The sequence below is a fragment of the Stenotrophomonas sp. 116085_Sma genome (assembly GCF_056479585.1).
The window spans coordinates 2,701,634-2,717,980 of sequence record NZ_CM151057.1; the positions used below are offsets into that span (position 1 = coordinate 2,701,634).

General features: G+C 65.4%; 11 protein-coding genes. 3 read left to right on the top strand and 8 right to left on the bottom strand.

Going from position 1 to position 16,347, the window contains the following annotated elements; all coding sequences use genetic code 11:
* Positions 1-21 precede the first annotated feature (21 nt).
* A complete protein-coding gene (locus tag ACZK0Z_RS12690) occupies positions 22-1,698 on the top strand; it encodes a long-chain fatty acid--CoA ligase (protein WP_049429884.1) in 1,677 nt (558 codons plus the stop codon).
* A 161-nt stretch (positions 1,699-1,859) separates the two neighbouring features.
* A complete protein-coding gene (locus tag ACZK0Z_RS12695) occupies positions 1,860-2,732 on the top strand; it encodes a crotonase/enoyl-CoA hydratase family protein (protein WP_049429883.1) in 873 nt (290 codons plus the stop codon).
* 74 nt (positions 2,733-2,806) lie between these two features.
* On the opposite strand, the gene ACZK0Z_RS12700 is transcribed toward ACZK0Z_RS12695, so the two are convergent.
* From ACZK0Z_RS12700 to ACZK0Z_RS12735, 8 genes are all read right to left on the bottom strand, one after another.
* Positions 2,807-4,984, bottom strand: a complete 2,178-nt coding sequence (locus ACZK0Z_RS12700) for a response regulator (protein ID WP_049429882.1) — start codon at positions 4,982-4,984, stop codon at positions 2,807-2,809.
* On the bottom strand, positions 4,981-6,126 hold the full coding sequence (rpfG, locus tag ACZK0Z_RS12705; RefSeq protein ID WP_049429881.1) for a cyclic di-GMP phosphodiesterase response regulator RpfG: 1,146 nt from the start codon (positions 6,124-6,126) through the stop codon (positions 4,981-4,983). Before rpfG ends, ACZK0Z_RS12700 begins: the two co-directional genes overlap by 4 nt.
* 205 nt (positions 6,127-6,331) lie before the next feature.
* Complete coding sequence (gene lysS, locus ACZK0Z_RS12710; protein ID WP_049429880.1) at positions 6,332-7,843, bottom strand: lysine--tRNA ligase; 1,512 nt, start codon at positions 7,841-7,843, stop codon at positions 6,332-6,334.
* A 161-nt stretch (positions 7,844-8,004) separates the two neighbouring features.
* Positions 8,005-9,645: an acetolactate synthase large subunit gene (locus ACZK0Z_RS12715; RefSeq protein WP_197632631.1), complete on the bottom strand. Its 1,641-nt coding sequence runs from the start codon at positions 9,643-9,645 to the stop codon at positions 8,005-8,007.
* 65 nt (positions 9,646-9,710) lie between these two features.
* A complete protein-coding gene (locus ACZK0Z_RS12720; RefSeq protein WP_197632630.1) occupies positions 9,711-11,096 on the bottom strand; it encodes an aldehyde dehydrogenase family protein in 1,386 nt (461 codons plus the stop codon).
* 639 nt (positions 11,097-11,735) lie between these two features.
* Entirely contained in the window at positions 11,736-12,518 is a 783-nt protein-coding gene (locus tag ACZK0Z_RS12725) for a helix-turn-helix transcriptional regulator (protein ID WP_057495109.1), read from the bottom strand.
* Between the two features lie 153 nt (positions 12,519-12,671).
* Positions 12,672-13,797, bottom strand: a protein-coding gene (gene prfB / locus ACZK0Z_RS12730; protein WP_099551678.1) for a peptide chain release factor 2 whose coding sequence is annotated in 2 segments (ribosomal slippage) — positions 12,672-13,721 and positions 13,723-13,797 — 1,125 coding nt in all. Because the reading frame shifts where the segments join, the coding sequence is not laid out codon by codon here.
* A 175-nt stretch (positions 13,798-13,972) separates the two neighbouring features.
* Entirely contained in the window at positions 13,973-14,842 is an 870-nt protein-coding gene (locus ACZK0Z_RS12735; protein ID WP_049427642.1) for a LytTR family DNA-binding domain-containing protein, read from the bottom strand.
* A gap of 175 nt (positions 14,843-15,017) precedes the next feature.
* On the opposite strand from ACZK0Z_RS12735, the gene ACZK0Z_RS12740 reads away from it, so the two are divergent.
* Positions 15,018-16,286: an acyltransferase family protein gene (locus tag ACZK0Z_RS12740; protein WP_336339879.1), complete on the top strand. Its 1,269-nt coding sequence runs from the start codon at positions 15,018-15,020 to the stop codon at positions 16,284-16,286.
* The last annotated feature ends 61 nt before the right edge of the window (positions 16,287-16,347 follow it).

Consider the following 16,347-nt stretch of genomic DNA (forward strand, 5'->3'; position numbering starts at 1 on the left):
CACGATTCCTGGAGGGGGAATATGAGTCTGGATCGTCCCTGGCTGCAGAGCTATCCGAAAGGCGTTCCCGCCGAGATCGACGTCAACGAGTTCCATTCGGTAGCTTCGGTCTTCGACGCTTCCGTCGCGAAATTCCGCGACCGTCCAGCCTACTCCAGCTTCGGCAAGGTGCTCACCTACGGTGAGACCGATGCGCTGGTCACCCAGTTCGCGGCCTACCTGCTGGGTGAGCTCAAGCTCAAGAAGGGTGACCGCGTCGCCCTGATGATGCCCAACTGCCTGCAGTACCCGGTGGCCACCTTCGGCGTGCTGCGCGCAGGCCTCACCGTGGTCAACGTCAACCCGCTGTACACCGCCCGCGAGCTGAAGCACCAGCTGGTCGACGCCGGCGTGACCGCACTGGTCGTGGTCGACAACTTCGGCGATACCGTCGAGCAGGTCATCGCCGACACGCCGGTCAAGCACGTGATCACTACCGGCCTGGGCGACCTGCTCGGCGCCAAGGGCGCGATCGTCAACTTCGTGCTGAAGTACATCAAGAAGATGGTGCCCAACTACCACGTCAAGGGTGCCGTCCGCTTCAGGCAGGCACTCACGCTGGGCAGCCGCCACGCGCTCCCGCCGGTCGAGATCGACCACGACGACATCGCCTTCCTGCAGTACACCGGCGGCACCACCGGCGTGGCCAAGGGTGCGATGCTGACCAACCGCAACCTGATCGCCAACATGCAGCAGGCCTCGGCCTGGATCAGTGCGTCGGGCATCGAGATGGGCAAGGAGTGGATCATCACCGCCCTGCCGCTGTACCACATCTTCGCACTGACGGCGAACGGCCTGGTCTTCATGAAGTTCGGTGGCTGCAACCACCTGATCACCAATCCGCGCGACATGAAGGGTTTCGTCAAGGAGCTCAAGTCGGTGCGCTTCACCGCCATCACCGGCGTCAACACGCTGTTCAACGGCCTGCTCAATACCCCCGGTTTCGACACGGTCGACTTCTCGTCGCTGAAGGTCACCCTGGGCGGCGGCATGGCCGTGCAGCGCGCCGTGGCCGAACGCTGGAAAAAGGTGACCGGCGTTACCCTGGTCGAGGCCTATGGCCTGACCGAGACGTCGCCGGCGGCCTGCATCAACCCGCTTACCCTCACCGAGTACAACGGTTCGATCGGCCTGCCGATCCCGTCCACCGATGCCTGCATCAAGGATGACAACAGCAACATCCTGCCGCTGGGCGAAGTCGGCGAACTCTGCATCAAGGGCCCGCAGGTGATGAAGGGCTACTGGCAGCGTCCGGAGGAAACCGACAAGGCCATCGACGCCGACGGCTGGCTGCACACCGGCGACATGGCGAAGATGGACGAACAGGGCTTCTTCTACATCGTCGACCGCAAGAAGGACATGATCCTGGTGTCCGGCTTCAACGTGTACCCGAACGAAGTCGAGGATGTCATCGCGATGATGCCCGGCGTGCTGGAAGTGGCTGCGGTCGGCGTGCCGGACGAGAAGTCCGGTGAGGTGGTCAAGGTGGTCATCGTGAAGAAGGACCCGAACCTGACCGCCGAAATGGTCAAGGAACATGCCCGGGCCAACCTGACCGGTTACAAACACCCCAAAATCGTAGAATTCCGAAAGGAGCTGCCGAAGACCAACGTCGGCAAAATCCTCCGCCGCGAACTCCGCGATACGCCCGCCCAGTAAGGGTTTCGGGCAATTTGAACGGCATCGGGCCCGGGACGGAAACGTTCCGGGCCCTTTCGCATGCGGCGCCCCGGTGGCGGTGTAGCATCGCCGCGTGTGTGGACCGTTCGGCCCGCCGGCCACCCACCTGACTCTGCGGGCCGCATGCCGAGGACCCTTCCATGAGTACCATCGAAAAGCTGCCGAGCAGCGGCTCGCGTTTTGCCACCATCCGTACCGAGGACAGCGCCGACGGCACTGCCCACTGGTTGTTCATGCATGCCGATGCTGCCACCGGCATCCGTCCGTGCTGCCGAAAGGACATGCTCGATGAGATGTGGAGCTTCATGGCCGCCATCACCCGCAGCCCCGCCGAGCGCCACAGCGGCACGTTGCGGCATTTCGTGCTGGCGTCCGATGCCGTCGCCTACAACCTGGGAGGCGACCTGGACCTGTTCACCCGCCTGATCCGCGAAGGCAACCGCGACCTCCTGCTGAACTACGCCCAGCGGTGCGTGGAAGGCGTGCACCACCTGCACACCGGATTCGGCGGCGACGTGCGTTCGATCGCCCTGATCCAGGGCGACGCGCTTGGCGGTGGCCTGGAAATGGCATTGGCCTGCCACACCATCGTGGCCGAGGAAGGCAGCGGAATGGGCCTGCCCGAAGTGCTGTTCGGCCTTTTCCCCGGCATGGGCGCCTATTCGTTCCTGTGCCGGCGGGTGTCACCGCACCTGGCCGAGAAGATCATCCTTGACGGCCGTGTCTACAGCGCCGAGGAAATGCATGCGCTGGGTATCGTCGATGTACTGGCGAAGAAGGGCGAAGGTCGTGCCGCGGTTGAAGAGCTGATCCGCCAGCAGCAACGCACCCCGCAGTCCTATCTGGCAATGAACGCCGCGCGCAGCATTGCCCAGGCGGTCAGCTACGACGAACTGCTGGAGATCACCAAGGTATGGGTCGATTCCGCCCTCGCCCTTGGCGACCGCTCCTTGCGTACCATGGATCGCCTGATCAAGGCCCAGACCCGTCGCGCCGGTCTCGACGCGGCCTGATTCATCCCCTCCCCCAGGATGGGTTCAAGCCCGGTTGGCCACCGGGCTTTTTTTATGACACCACACGCCCAGGCTCAGCGCGCCTCACCATCCTCGGCGGCACCGCGCAGGCGGCGCTCGGCGCGCGCATCCAGCGCACGCCGGCCTTCCTTGATGGCGTCCTGCAGCACACCCAGGCGTACGCGCCATTCGGCCTTCAACTGCCAGTCGGCCATCCGCATCAACTCGCCGGCACGGTTGGACGCGCGCATCAGTCCGAGGTTGCTGGCCACGCCCTTGATCGCATGGGACTGCTCACGGAACACCTCCCACTGCGCGGTTTCACCCGCCTGCTCGGCCTTGCCCATGCAGCTCGCTGCGTCCTCCAGGCACTGGCGGATGAACTCACGCTCGAACCCTTCACCCATTCCCAGTGACGCCAGCTCGTCCAGCACGCTGCTGTCGAGCACCCCATCCTGCAACGGCGCCGCGGGTCGCACGACCGGCGCGGCCATGGTCCTCAACTGGGCATTGCTGGCGATCTCGGCCAGGGTGTCGAGCAGCCGTACCGCCACCACGGGCTTGGCCAGGAATGCATGGGCACCGGCCTGGGTGCACCGCTGGATCGCCTCCGGCGTGACATCGGCACTGAGCACCAGCACCGGCGTGCGCGGACCACCGCCGGCCTGCATCACGCGCAGTTCCTTGAGCATGTCCAGCCCACTCATGCCCGGCATGTGCAGATCGACGATGACCGCATCGAACTCGCTGTCGGCCAATGCGTCCAGTACGGCTTCACCACCGTCGACGCACAGCACCCGGTGACCGGCCTTCTGCAGCAGGCGCTGCAGGACCATGCGGTTGGCCTCGTGGTCGTCGGCCACCAGGATCTGCATGCTGCGCACGCGCGCGCGATGACGCAGGAATGGATCGGCAAAGGCAATCACGTTCCCGCCGGGCCCCGCGTCCTCCTCGCCGGACAGGGTCGGGACCGCGCCCGGCACCATCGGCTGCGGTGGCGCGAAAGGCAGCTCGACCCAGAAGTGACTACCGCGCGGCGGGTTCTCCAGATAGCCGATGTCGCCGTCCATCGCTTCGACCAGGCCCTTGGCGATGGTCGTGCCCAGTCCCGTGCCCTCATGGCGGCGCGCCATGCTCACATCCGCCTGCTCGAAGGCATCGAACAAGCGCGCACGCATCGCCGGCGCCACGCCGATGCCGGTATCGAAAATATCGAAGCGCAACCGCACCGCGCCACTGGTATCAGCATGCACCACACCGACACGGATCTCGACCCGGCCGTGGTCGGTGAACTTGACTGCGTTGCCCGCCAGGTTCAACAGGATCTGCCGCAGGTGCCCGACGTCGCCGCGCACGCGCGGTGGCACGCCGTCGGCAACCTTCACCCGGTAATCCAGGCCCTTGGCCCTGGCCTGCGGCATCAGGATCAACCCGATCGCCTGGATCACGTCGGTCACGGCGAAATCCTCTGCCACCACCCGCAGCTTGCCGGCCTCGATGGCAGAGATGTCCAGCACCTCCTCCACCAGCGCCAGCAGGCTGCGCGAAGACGCCTGGATGGTACTGAGGCACTCGCGCTGCTCATCATCCAGGCGCGTGGTCGCCAGCACTTCGGTCATACCGTTGAGCCCATTCAACGGGGTGCGGAACTCGTGGCTCATGTTGGCCAGGAAGCGGCTCTTGGCCTCGCTCGCGCGCCGGGCCTCGGCCATCGCTTCGGTCAGCTGCCGCAGCAGCGTGGAGAAGTACAGCGGCACTGCGGCCAGTCCGAGCCAGAGGCCGATGGCCAAGCGGAAATTCTGCATCCAGTACGGTGTCTGGAGCACGGTGAAGCCGAAGCTCACCAAGGCCATTGCCACTGCCACGTACAGGTAGTGGTTGCCGAACCGCATGCCGTTGCCGACCGTCACCCACATCACAACGATGTAGACCCAGGCCAGCGGCTCACCCATCTGCACCATGCCGGCCGCGATCAGGCCGTAGTCGGCCAGCATGCCAAGCACGCGGCGCGCGTCGGAACGTGCCGGTCGCCACAGCAGCCAACCGAACAGCAGCAGGGACAGGCTCAACCCGGTCAGCACGATCGCCAACACACCCACGTACTGCCCATGCGGCAGGTCGTGGCGCGGCGCCGGCAACAGCACGTAGGCAAGGATCAGGCTGATCAGGACAATACGGACAATCTGCTGGCCGTGCTCGCTGTCCTGCCGCTGGGACAGGCGCAGCCGCAGCCGCGACAGCAGGCGTTTCACGCGCCCAGCCCCGGGCGTGCGGACGCCATCGAATGCTCGGCGCAGATCTGGTCCAGCTGCTCACGGCCGCGCATCAGCGCATCCACGCAGCGCGGATCGAACAGTCGCCCACGCTGGGCGTACAGATAAGCCAGTGTCGCTTCCATGGTCCATGCTTCCTTGTACGGACGGGGTGAGATCAGTGCATCGAACACGTCGGCGACAGCAACGATCCGCGCTTCCAGCGGGATCGCCTCGCCGACCAGGCCATCAGGATAGCCGCTGCCGTCATAGCGCTCGTGGTGGCGCAGCGCGATGAGCGCGCCCACCTGGATGAAACGGTTCTGGCTGCCACTGAGCAGCTCATGGCCGATTCGCGGGTGCCGGCGCATGATCGCCAGCTCCTCGTCGTTGAGCTTGCCCTGCTTGAGCAGCACCGCATCGGGAATGGCGATCTTGCCCATGTCATGCAGCGGCGCCGCCATCTCGATCAAGCGCACGTCGTCTTCGGGCAGGCCCAGCTGCTCGGCGATCAGCCCCGCAACCCGTGCCATGCGTTCGAGGTAGGCACTGGTGCCGGCATCACGGAACTCGATCGCCCGCGCCAATCGCGACAGGGTCTCGCGTTCGCGCTCTTCGACCTCATGCATGCTGGCCAACAGGCGCTGCTCCAGCGACAACGCGCGTTGCTTCACGTTCTCGGTCTGCTGGCGCAGCTGCAGCAGGTTGTAGCAGCGCGCGCGCAGTTCGCGCGGGCGGATCGGCTTGACCAGGAAGTCGATGACACCCGCTTCCAGCGCCGCCTGCCGGATCGGCTCGTCACCGACCACAGTGATCAGGATCACCGGGATGTCGCGGTGCTTGGGCAGGCGACGGAAACGACGGGCGAACTCCAGCCCGTCCATCTCCGGCATGCGGTAATCGAGCAGCAGCAGGTCGACCGGATGCGCCTCGCACCAGGCCAATGCGGTCAGCGGATCACCAAAGTCATACACGCTCAATTCCGGCGCGATGTCTTCGATGACGTGACGCAGCATCGTCCGCGCGGACGTCTGGTCGTCAACAATGACGATGTTCAACGCGTACTCCGCCTGGTTTCTCGACCATGCTGGATCATCAGCAGGCGAGGATACCCTGCTGCTGCGAACGCTCGCACCCTGCATCGGCCCGACTCCCGTGTCATGCGTCCCGGTTCATGATCGTCATCGCATTGTGAAGCGGACTCTCCACAACGCGTCATCCCCCTGACGCCGATCAAGCCATAACGGACGTCAAGGTAGTGCATTAACGATACGCCGAGTGCGGGAGGCGTCAAATGCGCCGTCTCGTTTCGCGACGGCGCGCACAATCAGGAGTCAGAAAAGCGACTTACTGCTCCGGACGCATGTACGGGAACAGCAGCACGTCGCGGATCGAGCTGCTGCCGGTCAGCAGCATCACCAGGCGATCAACGCCGATGCCCAGGCCGCCGGTCGGCGCCATGCCGTACTCCAGCGCACGGATGTAGTCGGCGTCGTAGTGCATGGCCTCGTCGTCGCCGCCTTCCTTCGCGGCCACCTGGGCCTGGAAGCGCTGCGCCTGGTCTTCCGGGTCGTTCAGTTCGGAGAAGCCGTTGGCCAGCTCCTTGCCGTTGACGAACAGCTCGAAGCGGTCGGTGTAGCCCGGATCGTTGTCGTTGGCACGGGCCAGCGGCGAGACCTCGACCGGGTGATCGGTGATGAAGGTCGGCTGGATCAGGGTGTGTTCGACCGTGGCTTCGAAGATCTCCAGCAGCAGCTTGCCCCAGCCGTAAGACGGCTTGACGCGGATCTTCAAGCGCTCGCAATGGCGCAGCAGCGCCTCGCGGTCGGTGCAGTCGGCCGCGGAGATTTCCGGGTTGTGGTGGCGCACCGCTTCATCCATGCGCCAGCGGCGGAAGGCCGGGCCCAGGTCGATCTTCGCGCCGTCCCATTCCACTTCAGTGCCACCGTTCACGGCCTGGGCCACGTCACGGATCACGCCTTCGGTCAGGTCCATGATTTCGTTGTACGTGGCATAGGCCTCGTACAGTTCCATCATGGTGAATTCCGGGTTGTGGCGGGTGCTCACGCCTTCGTTGCGGAAGTTGCGGTTGATCTCGTAGACGCGTTCCAGGCCACCCACGGTCAGGCGCTTGAGGTACAGCTCCGGCGCCACGCGCAGGTACAGGTCCAGGTCCAGCGCATTGTGGTGGGTGGTGAACGGCTTGGCCGCCGCGCCGCCGGGGATGTAATGCATCATCGGCGTCTCGACTTCCAGGAAGTCGCGGTTGTCCAGCCAGGCGCGCATGGCGCGGATGATCTTCGAGCGCTTGATGAACACCGCGCGCGATTCCGGGGTCACGATCAGGTCGACGTAACGCTGGCGGTAACGCTGCTCGACGTCGGCCAGGCCATGCCACTTGTCCGGCAGCGGGCGCAGCGACTTGGTCAGAAGGCGGATCGACTCGGCCTTGACCGACAGTTCGCCGGTCTTGGTGCGGGTCAGGCCGCCTTCGACGGCGATGATGTCGCCCACGTCCCAGCCCTTGAAGGCGGTGTAGGCATCACCCAGTACGGAACCCTGCAGGAACAGCTGGATACGGCCGGACTCGTCCTGGATCTGCGCGAAACTGGCCTTGCCCATGATGCGCTTGGCCATCAAGCGGCCGGCCATCTTCACCTGGCGTCCGTTGCCTTCCAGCGCCTCGGCGGTCCAGGTTTCAGCGTCGGCAAACTCCTCCTGCAGGCGGCCGGCGAAGTCTTCGCGACGGAAGTCGTTCGGGTACGCGATGCCCTGCCCACGCAGCGTTTTGAGTTTCTCGCGGCGCTCGGCGATCAACTTGTTTTCGTCAACGGGGGGGGTATCGGTAGCTTCGCTCATGGATCTGCGGGAATCGTGTAGTGAGGGGGGTGTCGCGCCCGGCACGGCCGGCCCCACAGCATACCAAAACCGCCCTGCCCCGGCCTGGAGAGGGGTCAGAACCCTTTTGCGAGGCAAAAGGGATCTGACCCCATCCGGGACCCTGCCTGGACCCTGGATATCTACCTGTTCCCCGGGAACGCCTGCCGCAACTCGTCCACCAGCACCCGCTGGTTCTCCGAATAATCGATCGGCACCGACACCAGGTGCACCCCACCCTCATTGAACGCCGCCTCCAGCGTCGGGATGAACTGCTCGATGGCGGTTACCTCATGCCCCTTGCAGCCATAGGCTTCCGCGTACTTGACGAAATCCGGGTTGCTGAAGGTCATGCCGTAGTCGGTGAAGCCATCCACCGCCTGCTTCCAGCGGATCATCCCGTAGGCACCGTCGTTGAGGATCAGCACCACCAGGTTCAGGCCCAGCCGGCGCGCGGTCTCCAGCTCCTGGCTGTTCATCATGAACCCGCCGTCGCCGCACACCGCCAGCACCCGCCGCTGCGGGTACAGGATCGAGGCCATGATCGCCGACGGCAGACCTGCACCCATCGTCGCCAGCGCATTGTCCAGCAGCAGCGTATTGGCCACCTGGGTGCGGTAGTTGCGCGCAAACCAGATCTTGTACATGCCGTTGTCCAGCGCCACGATGCCGTCCGGCGGCATCACCTGGCGTACGTCATGCACCAGCCGCTGCGGGGTGAAACCGACCTCCTCGGCACGGTCGGCCAGATGCTCAAGGATGGTCGCGCGCAGTGGCAGCAGCGCATCGGCGTTCGGCACCGCACCTTCGATGCGGTCAGCCAGCTGGGTCAACGAACGACCGATATCGCCGATCACTTCCACCTGCGGGAAGTACACCTGCTCCACCGCCGCCTGCGAGTAACCGATATGGATCACGGTCGGCCCACCCGGACGCATCACGAATGGCGGCTTCTCGGTGACCTCATGGCCGATGGTCACGATCACATCTGCCTGGTCAATGGCCGTGTGCACGTAGTCGCGTTCGGTCAGCGCCGCAGTGCCCATGTACAGGCCCGAACCACCCGCCACCGCGCCCTTGCCCATCTGCGTGGTGAAGAACGGGATGCCGGCGCGCAGCACGAACGCCGACAGCGCTTCGCTGGACTGCGGCCGCGAGGCGGCCGAGGCGATCATCAGCAGCGGGCGCTTGGCAGTGCGGATGATCTCGGCCGCGCGATCCAGCGCCTCCGGGCTGGCAATCGGCCGGTCCACCGCGTGCGGTGGAATCAGCGCCACGCCCTCGACCTCATCGGCCGCGATATCCTCTGGCAGCTCCAGCAGCACCGGTCCGGGGCGCTCTTCCTGGGCCACACGGAATGCCTCGCGGACGATGGTCGGTATGGTGCGTGCCGAGACGATCTGCCGCGCCTGCTTGGTCAGTGGCTTCATCGTGCTGACGATGTCGACGATCTGGAAGCGCGCCTGCTTGCTGGCGACGATGCCCTTCTGGCCGGTGATCATGATGACCGGCCACGCACCAAGGAGCGCGTAGGCGGCGCCGGTGGTGAAATTGAGCGCGCCCGGCCCGAGCGTGGCCAGGCACACGCCCGGCTTGCCGGTCAGGCGGCCGTAGGTGGCGGCCATGAACACCGCAGCCTGTTCGTGGCGGGTGATCACCAGCTCGATGCTGGAATGGCGGAGTGACTCGACGACGTCGAGGTTCTCTTCGCCGGGAATGCCGAAAATACGCTCGACGCCTTCGTTCTCAAGTGCGGCGACGAGCAGGTCTGAACCCTTGGACATGGGAATGCCGTCCTTTTTTCGCTGGACTGATGGTGGATCGTTGCAGGAAGGATGGAAGCCGTGCGTCAACGCTTGTCGAACCACACCGTCTGCGCATTGACGAACTCGCGGATGCCGAAGTGCGAGAGCTCGCGGCCGAAGCCGCTCTTCTTCACGCCACCGATCGGCACGCGCGGGTCCGAAGCGGAGAAACCGTTGACGAACACGCCGCCGGTCTGCAGCCGGCGCGCCAGCTGCATCGCACGGGCGCGGTCGCCGGTCCACAGGTTGCCGCTGAGGCCGAACTCGCTCTGGTTGGCCAGTTCCACCGCATGGTCGGCGTCGCGGGCGCGGCTGATCGAGGCCACCGGGCCGAAGGTCTCGGTATCGAAGGCCTGCATACCCGGCTCCACCCCGGCCAGCACGGTGGGCGCATAGAACGCGCCCGGACGATCCAGCTGGTGCCCGCCGACCAGCAGCTGCGCACCGGCATCGACCGACGCGCGTACCTGCGCATCGAGCTGTTCCAGCAGGTCCTGGCGCGCCATCGGGCCGATGCGGTTGGCTGGGTCGCGGCCATCGCCGATGGTCAGCGCCTGCACCTTCTCGCAGAACTGCGCCACGAACCGTTCGTAGACCGCGTCTTCGACGATGATGCGCTTGCCGGCGATGCAGACCTGCCCGGTATTCTGGAAGCGCGAGGCCACCGCCGCATCGACGGCCGCATCAAGATCGGCATCGGCCAGCACGATGAACGGATCGGAACCGCCCAGCTCCAGCACCACCTTCTTCAACGCCTGCCCGGCCTGCGCGGCGATGCTGCGGCCAGCGGCCACGCTGCCGGTCAGGGTCACCGCGGCAATGCGGTCATCGGCAATCGCGCGACTGGTGCCCTCGCGGCTGATGTTGGCCGCGATGAAGGTGCCCTCCGGCAGCCCGGCATCGCGCCAGGCCGCGTCGAGCAGCTGCGCGGTGCCGACGATGTTCTCGGCCGGCTTCAGCAGGAAGCCGTTGCCGCCCATCAGGATCGGCACTGCCGCCCGCATCACCTGCCAGTACGGGAAATTCCACGGCATGATGCCCAGCACCACGCCCAGCGGCAGGTAGGACACGTAGGCCTTGTCGTCCGGCACCTGGGTCGGTTCGTCGCGCAGGAACTGCGCGCCATGGTCGGCGTACCAGTCGCACAGCACGGCGCACTTTTCGATCTCGGCCAGCGCTTCGGCCTGGACCTTGCCCATTTCAGCGGTGGCCAGCGCAGCCAGCTTTTCACGGTCACGCCGCAGTACGGCGGCCATCGCACGCAGCACCTCGGCCCGCTGCTCCAGGCTCCTGGTGCTCCAGGCGGCAAAGCCGGCCTGGCCGCGATCGAGGATCGCCTCAAGTTCGGTGTCGGTAGCGAAGGGATGGCTGGCGATCTGCTGGCCGGTGGCCGGATCGCGGGAAATGGCGGTGCTGGGGGCAGCGGACATGCAGGGCTCCTGTTGTCTCGACAACGGGCGGTGGCCCGTCTCCTGCACAGGAATGTGGACCCGATTGGCGGAGGCAACAAGGCGTCTGTTTATCCTGTGACCTGCACTTACCTGCCTGAATGGGGTTATCGGCAGGGCTGCGCCCTGCACCCGCAGAGGCCAGGGCAACGTCAAGGTCAAAGGCCTGCATTCCGTGGGATGGCGGGGTGGGTCCGGTTGCGGGGGACGGCGTGAATACGTCCATGTAGCCTCGGTCGCGCCATCCATGGCGCTCACGCCCCCGCAACCGGACCCACCCCGCCTTCGACAGTTTTCCGCGATCTGTCGGAAATACTCTTGGGGTCAGATCCGTATTCCTATGGAAAACGGATCTGACCCCGAAATTTCATTCGATATCTGACAGATGTGTCGACCAAGGTCGACACCTACCAACATCCGCGCGAAATCTGTCTGAGGTGGGGCGGTGTGGGTTGGCAGGACCGTTGGCGCCATGGATGGCGCCATCGAGCCCCCAAGGACGGGTTTACGGCGTGTCCTGCCAACCCACACCGCCCCGCCAAACCACGGAATCCAGCTCTGGCTCTGGCTTTGGCCGTTGCATTGAGCAGGTGCAGGGCTGCAAGCCCTGCCGAACACCCCCTACTTCCGCGGCAGGTAGGTCACCAGTGACAAATCGTGCCGGCTCTCCGGTACCAGCGCCACGTACTGCAGGTCCAGCAACCCACGCGTGGGATGGTTCAACTTCTTCGCACCTTCATCGAACCGCCGCACGTCGTGCTCCGGCCACCACTGGCGGAACTCCTCACTATGCGCGGCGAGATCCTCCACCAACGCCAGGAACGGCGCCTTGTCCGGCGCCTGCGCCATCGCCGCGCGGAAGCCGGCCAGCAGGCCGCGGGTCATTTCTTCCCAGTTGAGGATCAGCGTACGGTACGGCGGGTACAGGAACATCAGCCGCAGCGTGTTGCGCTCATGCGGTGCCAGCTGGCTGTAGTCCACGAACAGATCGGCGATGGCCGGGTTCCAGGCCAGGATGTCGAAGCGGGTATTGCGCACATACGCCGGGATCGGCTGCATCGCTTCCACCAGCTGGCGCAGGCCGTCGGTCACGCTCTCGTCCGGTGATTCCAGCGGCACGCCATAGCCGGACAACGCGAACGCATAGGCACGCTCGTCATCGCTCATGCGCAGCACCTGCGCCAGGCGCTCCAGCACCTCGGGCGAGGCGCGCACTTCACGGCCCTGTTCGATCCAGGTGTACCAGCTGACGCTGACCCCGATCGCCAGCGCCACTTCCTCGCGCTTCAGGCCAGGGGTGCGCCGCCGCCCGGCCGGCAGGCCGAGCGTGGCGGGGTCGACACGGGCGCGGCAGGCCTTGAGGAAGCCGCCGAGTTCCTTGCGTTCACTTTCGCTGCGCATCATCGGCCCGTCCTGCCCTATGTAGCGTCGAGCCATGCTCGACGCATCTGCTACTGCGCCAACAGCAGCCGAGCATGGGCTCGGCTCTACCGGAAGCGCGATCAGCCACCCTCGGCGTTGCGCGCGAGGGTGACGATCTCAGCGCACGCGCGTCGATCAGGCATCGACGCGTTTGGAGCCCACGGCCAGGCCGGCCTTCAGGCTGGCCTCGACGAACTCGTCCAGGTCGCCGTCGAGCACCTTCTGCGTGTCCGAACGTTCGATGCCGGTACGCAGGTCCTTGATGCGGCTCTGGTCCAGCACGTAGTTGCGGATCTGGCTGCCCCAGCCGATGTCGGACTTGGTGGCTTCCACCGCGTCCTTCTCGGCATTGCGCTTCTGGATCTCAAGCTCGTAAAGCTTGGCGGCCAGCATCTTCATCGCGTTGTCGCGGTTCTGGTGCTGGCTGCGGCCGGTCTGGCACGCCACGACGATGTTGGTCGGGATGTGGGTGATACGCACCGCCGACTCGGTCTTGTTCACGTGCTGGCCACCGGCACCGGACGAACGGTACACGTCGGTACGCAGGTCGGCCGGGTTGATGGTGATGTCGATGTTGTCATCGATTTCCGGCGACACGAACACCGAGGTGAAGCTGGTGTGGCGGCGGTTGTCCGAGTCGAACGGCGACTTGCGCACCAGGCGGTGCACGCCGGTCTCGGTCTTCAGCCAGCCATAGGCATAGTCGCCTTCCACGCGCAGCGTGGCCGACTTGATGCCGGCGACGTCACCACCGGAGACTTCCATCAGCTCGGTCTTCCAGCCGCGCGATTCACACCAGCGCAGGTACATGCGCAGCAGGATCTCGGCCCAGTCCTGGGCTTCGGTACCACCGGCACCGGCCTGGATGTCGACGAACGCCGCCGCATTGTCCATCTCGCCGGAGAACATGCGCTGGAATTCCAGCTTCTCCACGTGCGCCTGGTGCTTGTCCAGGTCCGCGACCACGGCCAGTGCGGTGTCCTCGTCCTGCTCGGACTCGGCCAGCTCCAGCAGCTCGGTGGCGTCGGTCAGGCCGTCCAGCACCGAGGCGATGCCGCCCACGGTCTTTTCCAGGCTGGAACGTTCGCGGCCCAGGTTCTGGGCGTACTCGGCGTTGTTCCAGACATCGGGGCTTTCCAGCTCCCGTGTTACTTCTTCAAGACGCTCTTTCTTGGCGTCGTAGTCAAAGATACCCCCGAAGCGACAGCACGCGATCGGTCAGATCGGTGATGCGCTGGCGGACAGGATTCAGTTCGATCATGTCGGCGGTTATGCATTCAAAAGATGACTGCCAATGATACCGCAGGCCGGGGGTGCCCGGAATGAGGGACCCGGGTATCCTGCTGTGCTTCAACCCGGCCGTTGGTAGAGTCGACTGTCAGTCGACTGCCTTTCATTCAGGTTGCGGCGAAGCCCGCGCTGCGCGCGATAGTCGACTAACCCGCGCCCGCCCCCCCCAGCGCCTGCCGCAGCACCGGCAGCTGTCGCCGGCTGCACGGCACCTTGGCCCCGTCGGCCATGTGCAACAGGGCCTCGCCGCCGTCCAGCGGCTCGATCGAGCGCAGCTGCCCGCGATGGATCAGCCAGCTGCGGTGCGGGCGCAGAAACAACGCGGGATCCAAACGCTGTTCCAGCACCGCCATGGTGATCCGCAGCGGATAGTCATGTCCACGTACCCGCAGGTTCACGTAGTTCCCCGCCGCCTGGGCGTACTCCACGTCTGCGGTGGCGACCAGGAACTCCTTGCCCAGTTTGCGCACCAGGAAGTGCTGCGGGCGCTCGACCGGTTCCACGGGCGGGCCTACATCGGGCTCGGCCAACAGGCTCGCCTCGCCCTGCCTGCGCCGCCCGAACCAGCTGGTGAAGTGCTCCAGTGCCACGAACATCGCGAACGTGCGGACATCCTTCAGGTATTCGTAGGCAAAACGCTCCAGCCATCCCGCATCGTCCTGGTAGCGGTAGCCCAGCGATGCATAGGCCAGGTGCCGCAGCACCATCATCCCCACCACGTGCAGAAACGACCAGCCCACGCTGGCCAGCAGGTACAGCGGCAACCGCTGCTTCCAGGTATCGGCATGCAGCGGCCAGCGCTCGCAGCCCCACCACAGCAGCGGCAGGGTCAACAGGATCAGGGCGAGGCTGCTGAATTCCCAGATCATCGGCTCCCACAGGCCGAGATCGCTGCCCCGCCGCGTGGCGTCCATCACCTCAACCAGCGCATTGGTCACCGCCGAGGCCGACAGGATCGCTGCCCAGACCAGCAGACGGATGGTGGTGCGCCAGCGCGGTGGTCGGCCCTGGGTCATTGTGGCGTCCATGTGGTTGCAGTGCTCCAGCGTGCCCCAAGGGACCGAGAGTAGCGCCTCCATTGGTCCCACCACCCCCGCCATTGGTCACTGGGCGGGTTCCGGCGGCCCCTTGGCAGTCGCTGCACGGACCGGGCGGCGTCACCTTGGCTCGACTCTCCGGCACACCACCACCATGACCCGACGCCACGACATCGACGCCCTGCGCGTGTTCGCCTTCGCGCTGCTGATCCTCTACCACACCAGCATGGCCTACGTGGATGACTGGGGTTTCCACCTCAAGAGCCTGCATACCGCCGAATGGCTGCAGTGGCCGATGCTGTTCATCAACCGCTGGCGGATGTCGCTGCTGTTCCTGATCTCGGGCATCGCCATCGCGATGATGCGACCGGAAGGAAAGCTGCTGCGCTTTGCCGGCCTGCGCACGTGGCGGCTGCTGCTGCCATTGCTGTTCGGCATGTTCGTGATCGTGCCGATCCAGCCCTACTGCGAAGGCGTGGCCAACGGCCACGTGGCACCCGGCTTCGGCCACTTCCTGTTGCGCTACTGGCAGGTTCGGCCGTGGCCGGAAGGCAGCTTCGCCGGCTGGCAATACGGCATCACCTGGAACCACCTGTGGTACCTGGCCTATCTGTGGAACTACACGCTGGCCCTGGCCCTGTTGATGCCATTGCTGGGAACGGCCGTGGTTCGCCGTGCGATCGCGTTCTGCGCCGCCTCGCCGATACTGCTGATCGGAATTCCGTCTGCGCTGCTGCTGGCCTGGGTGATCTGGCTGGAGCCGATCTATCCGTCCACCAATGCCCTGGTTGGCGACTGGTACCAGCACGCGAAGTACGCGACAGTGTTCCTGGCCGGCTACCTGCTCGGTCGCGAGCCGTTGTTCTGGCAGCGCGTGGTCTCCCTGCGCCGCACCACGCTGTGGCTGGCGCTGGCGGCGGTCGGCTGGTATCTGGGGTTGCGCATCCTCGGCCAGGTGCTGCCGGCTGACTCCTCGCTGCGGCAATGGCCTGAAACGTTCTGGGACCTGCAGGGCAGGACCAGCCAGTCGGTGTATGTCTGGAGCGCGCTGCTGGCCATCCTCGGCTGGGGCAAGGTCTTCCTCGACCGCCCGTTCGGCTGGCTGCCGTACTGCACCGAGGCAATCTATCCCTGGTACATGCTGCACCAGAGCCTGATCATCGCCCTGCTGTTCTGGCTCAAGCCGTTGCAACTGGGTCCTTGGCTGGAGCCGTCGCTACTGCTGGGCGGCACCGTCGGCGGCTGCATGCTGATCCACGAACTGCTGATCCGACGCTCCCGCTGGCTGCGGCCCCTGTTCGGCCTGAAGGCCGATCCGAAACGGCCCAGCGAGCATCATACTGATGTAGAGCCAAGCCCATGCTCGGCTGCTCCAGCCATGCGCGGCGCATGGGCTCGGCGCGACCCACCCATGAACCGATGATCCGCTGTCCTCAACGATTGCGCCCATGCTCGCCCGCTTCCACAGTGAGCCGAGCATGGGC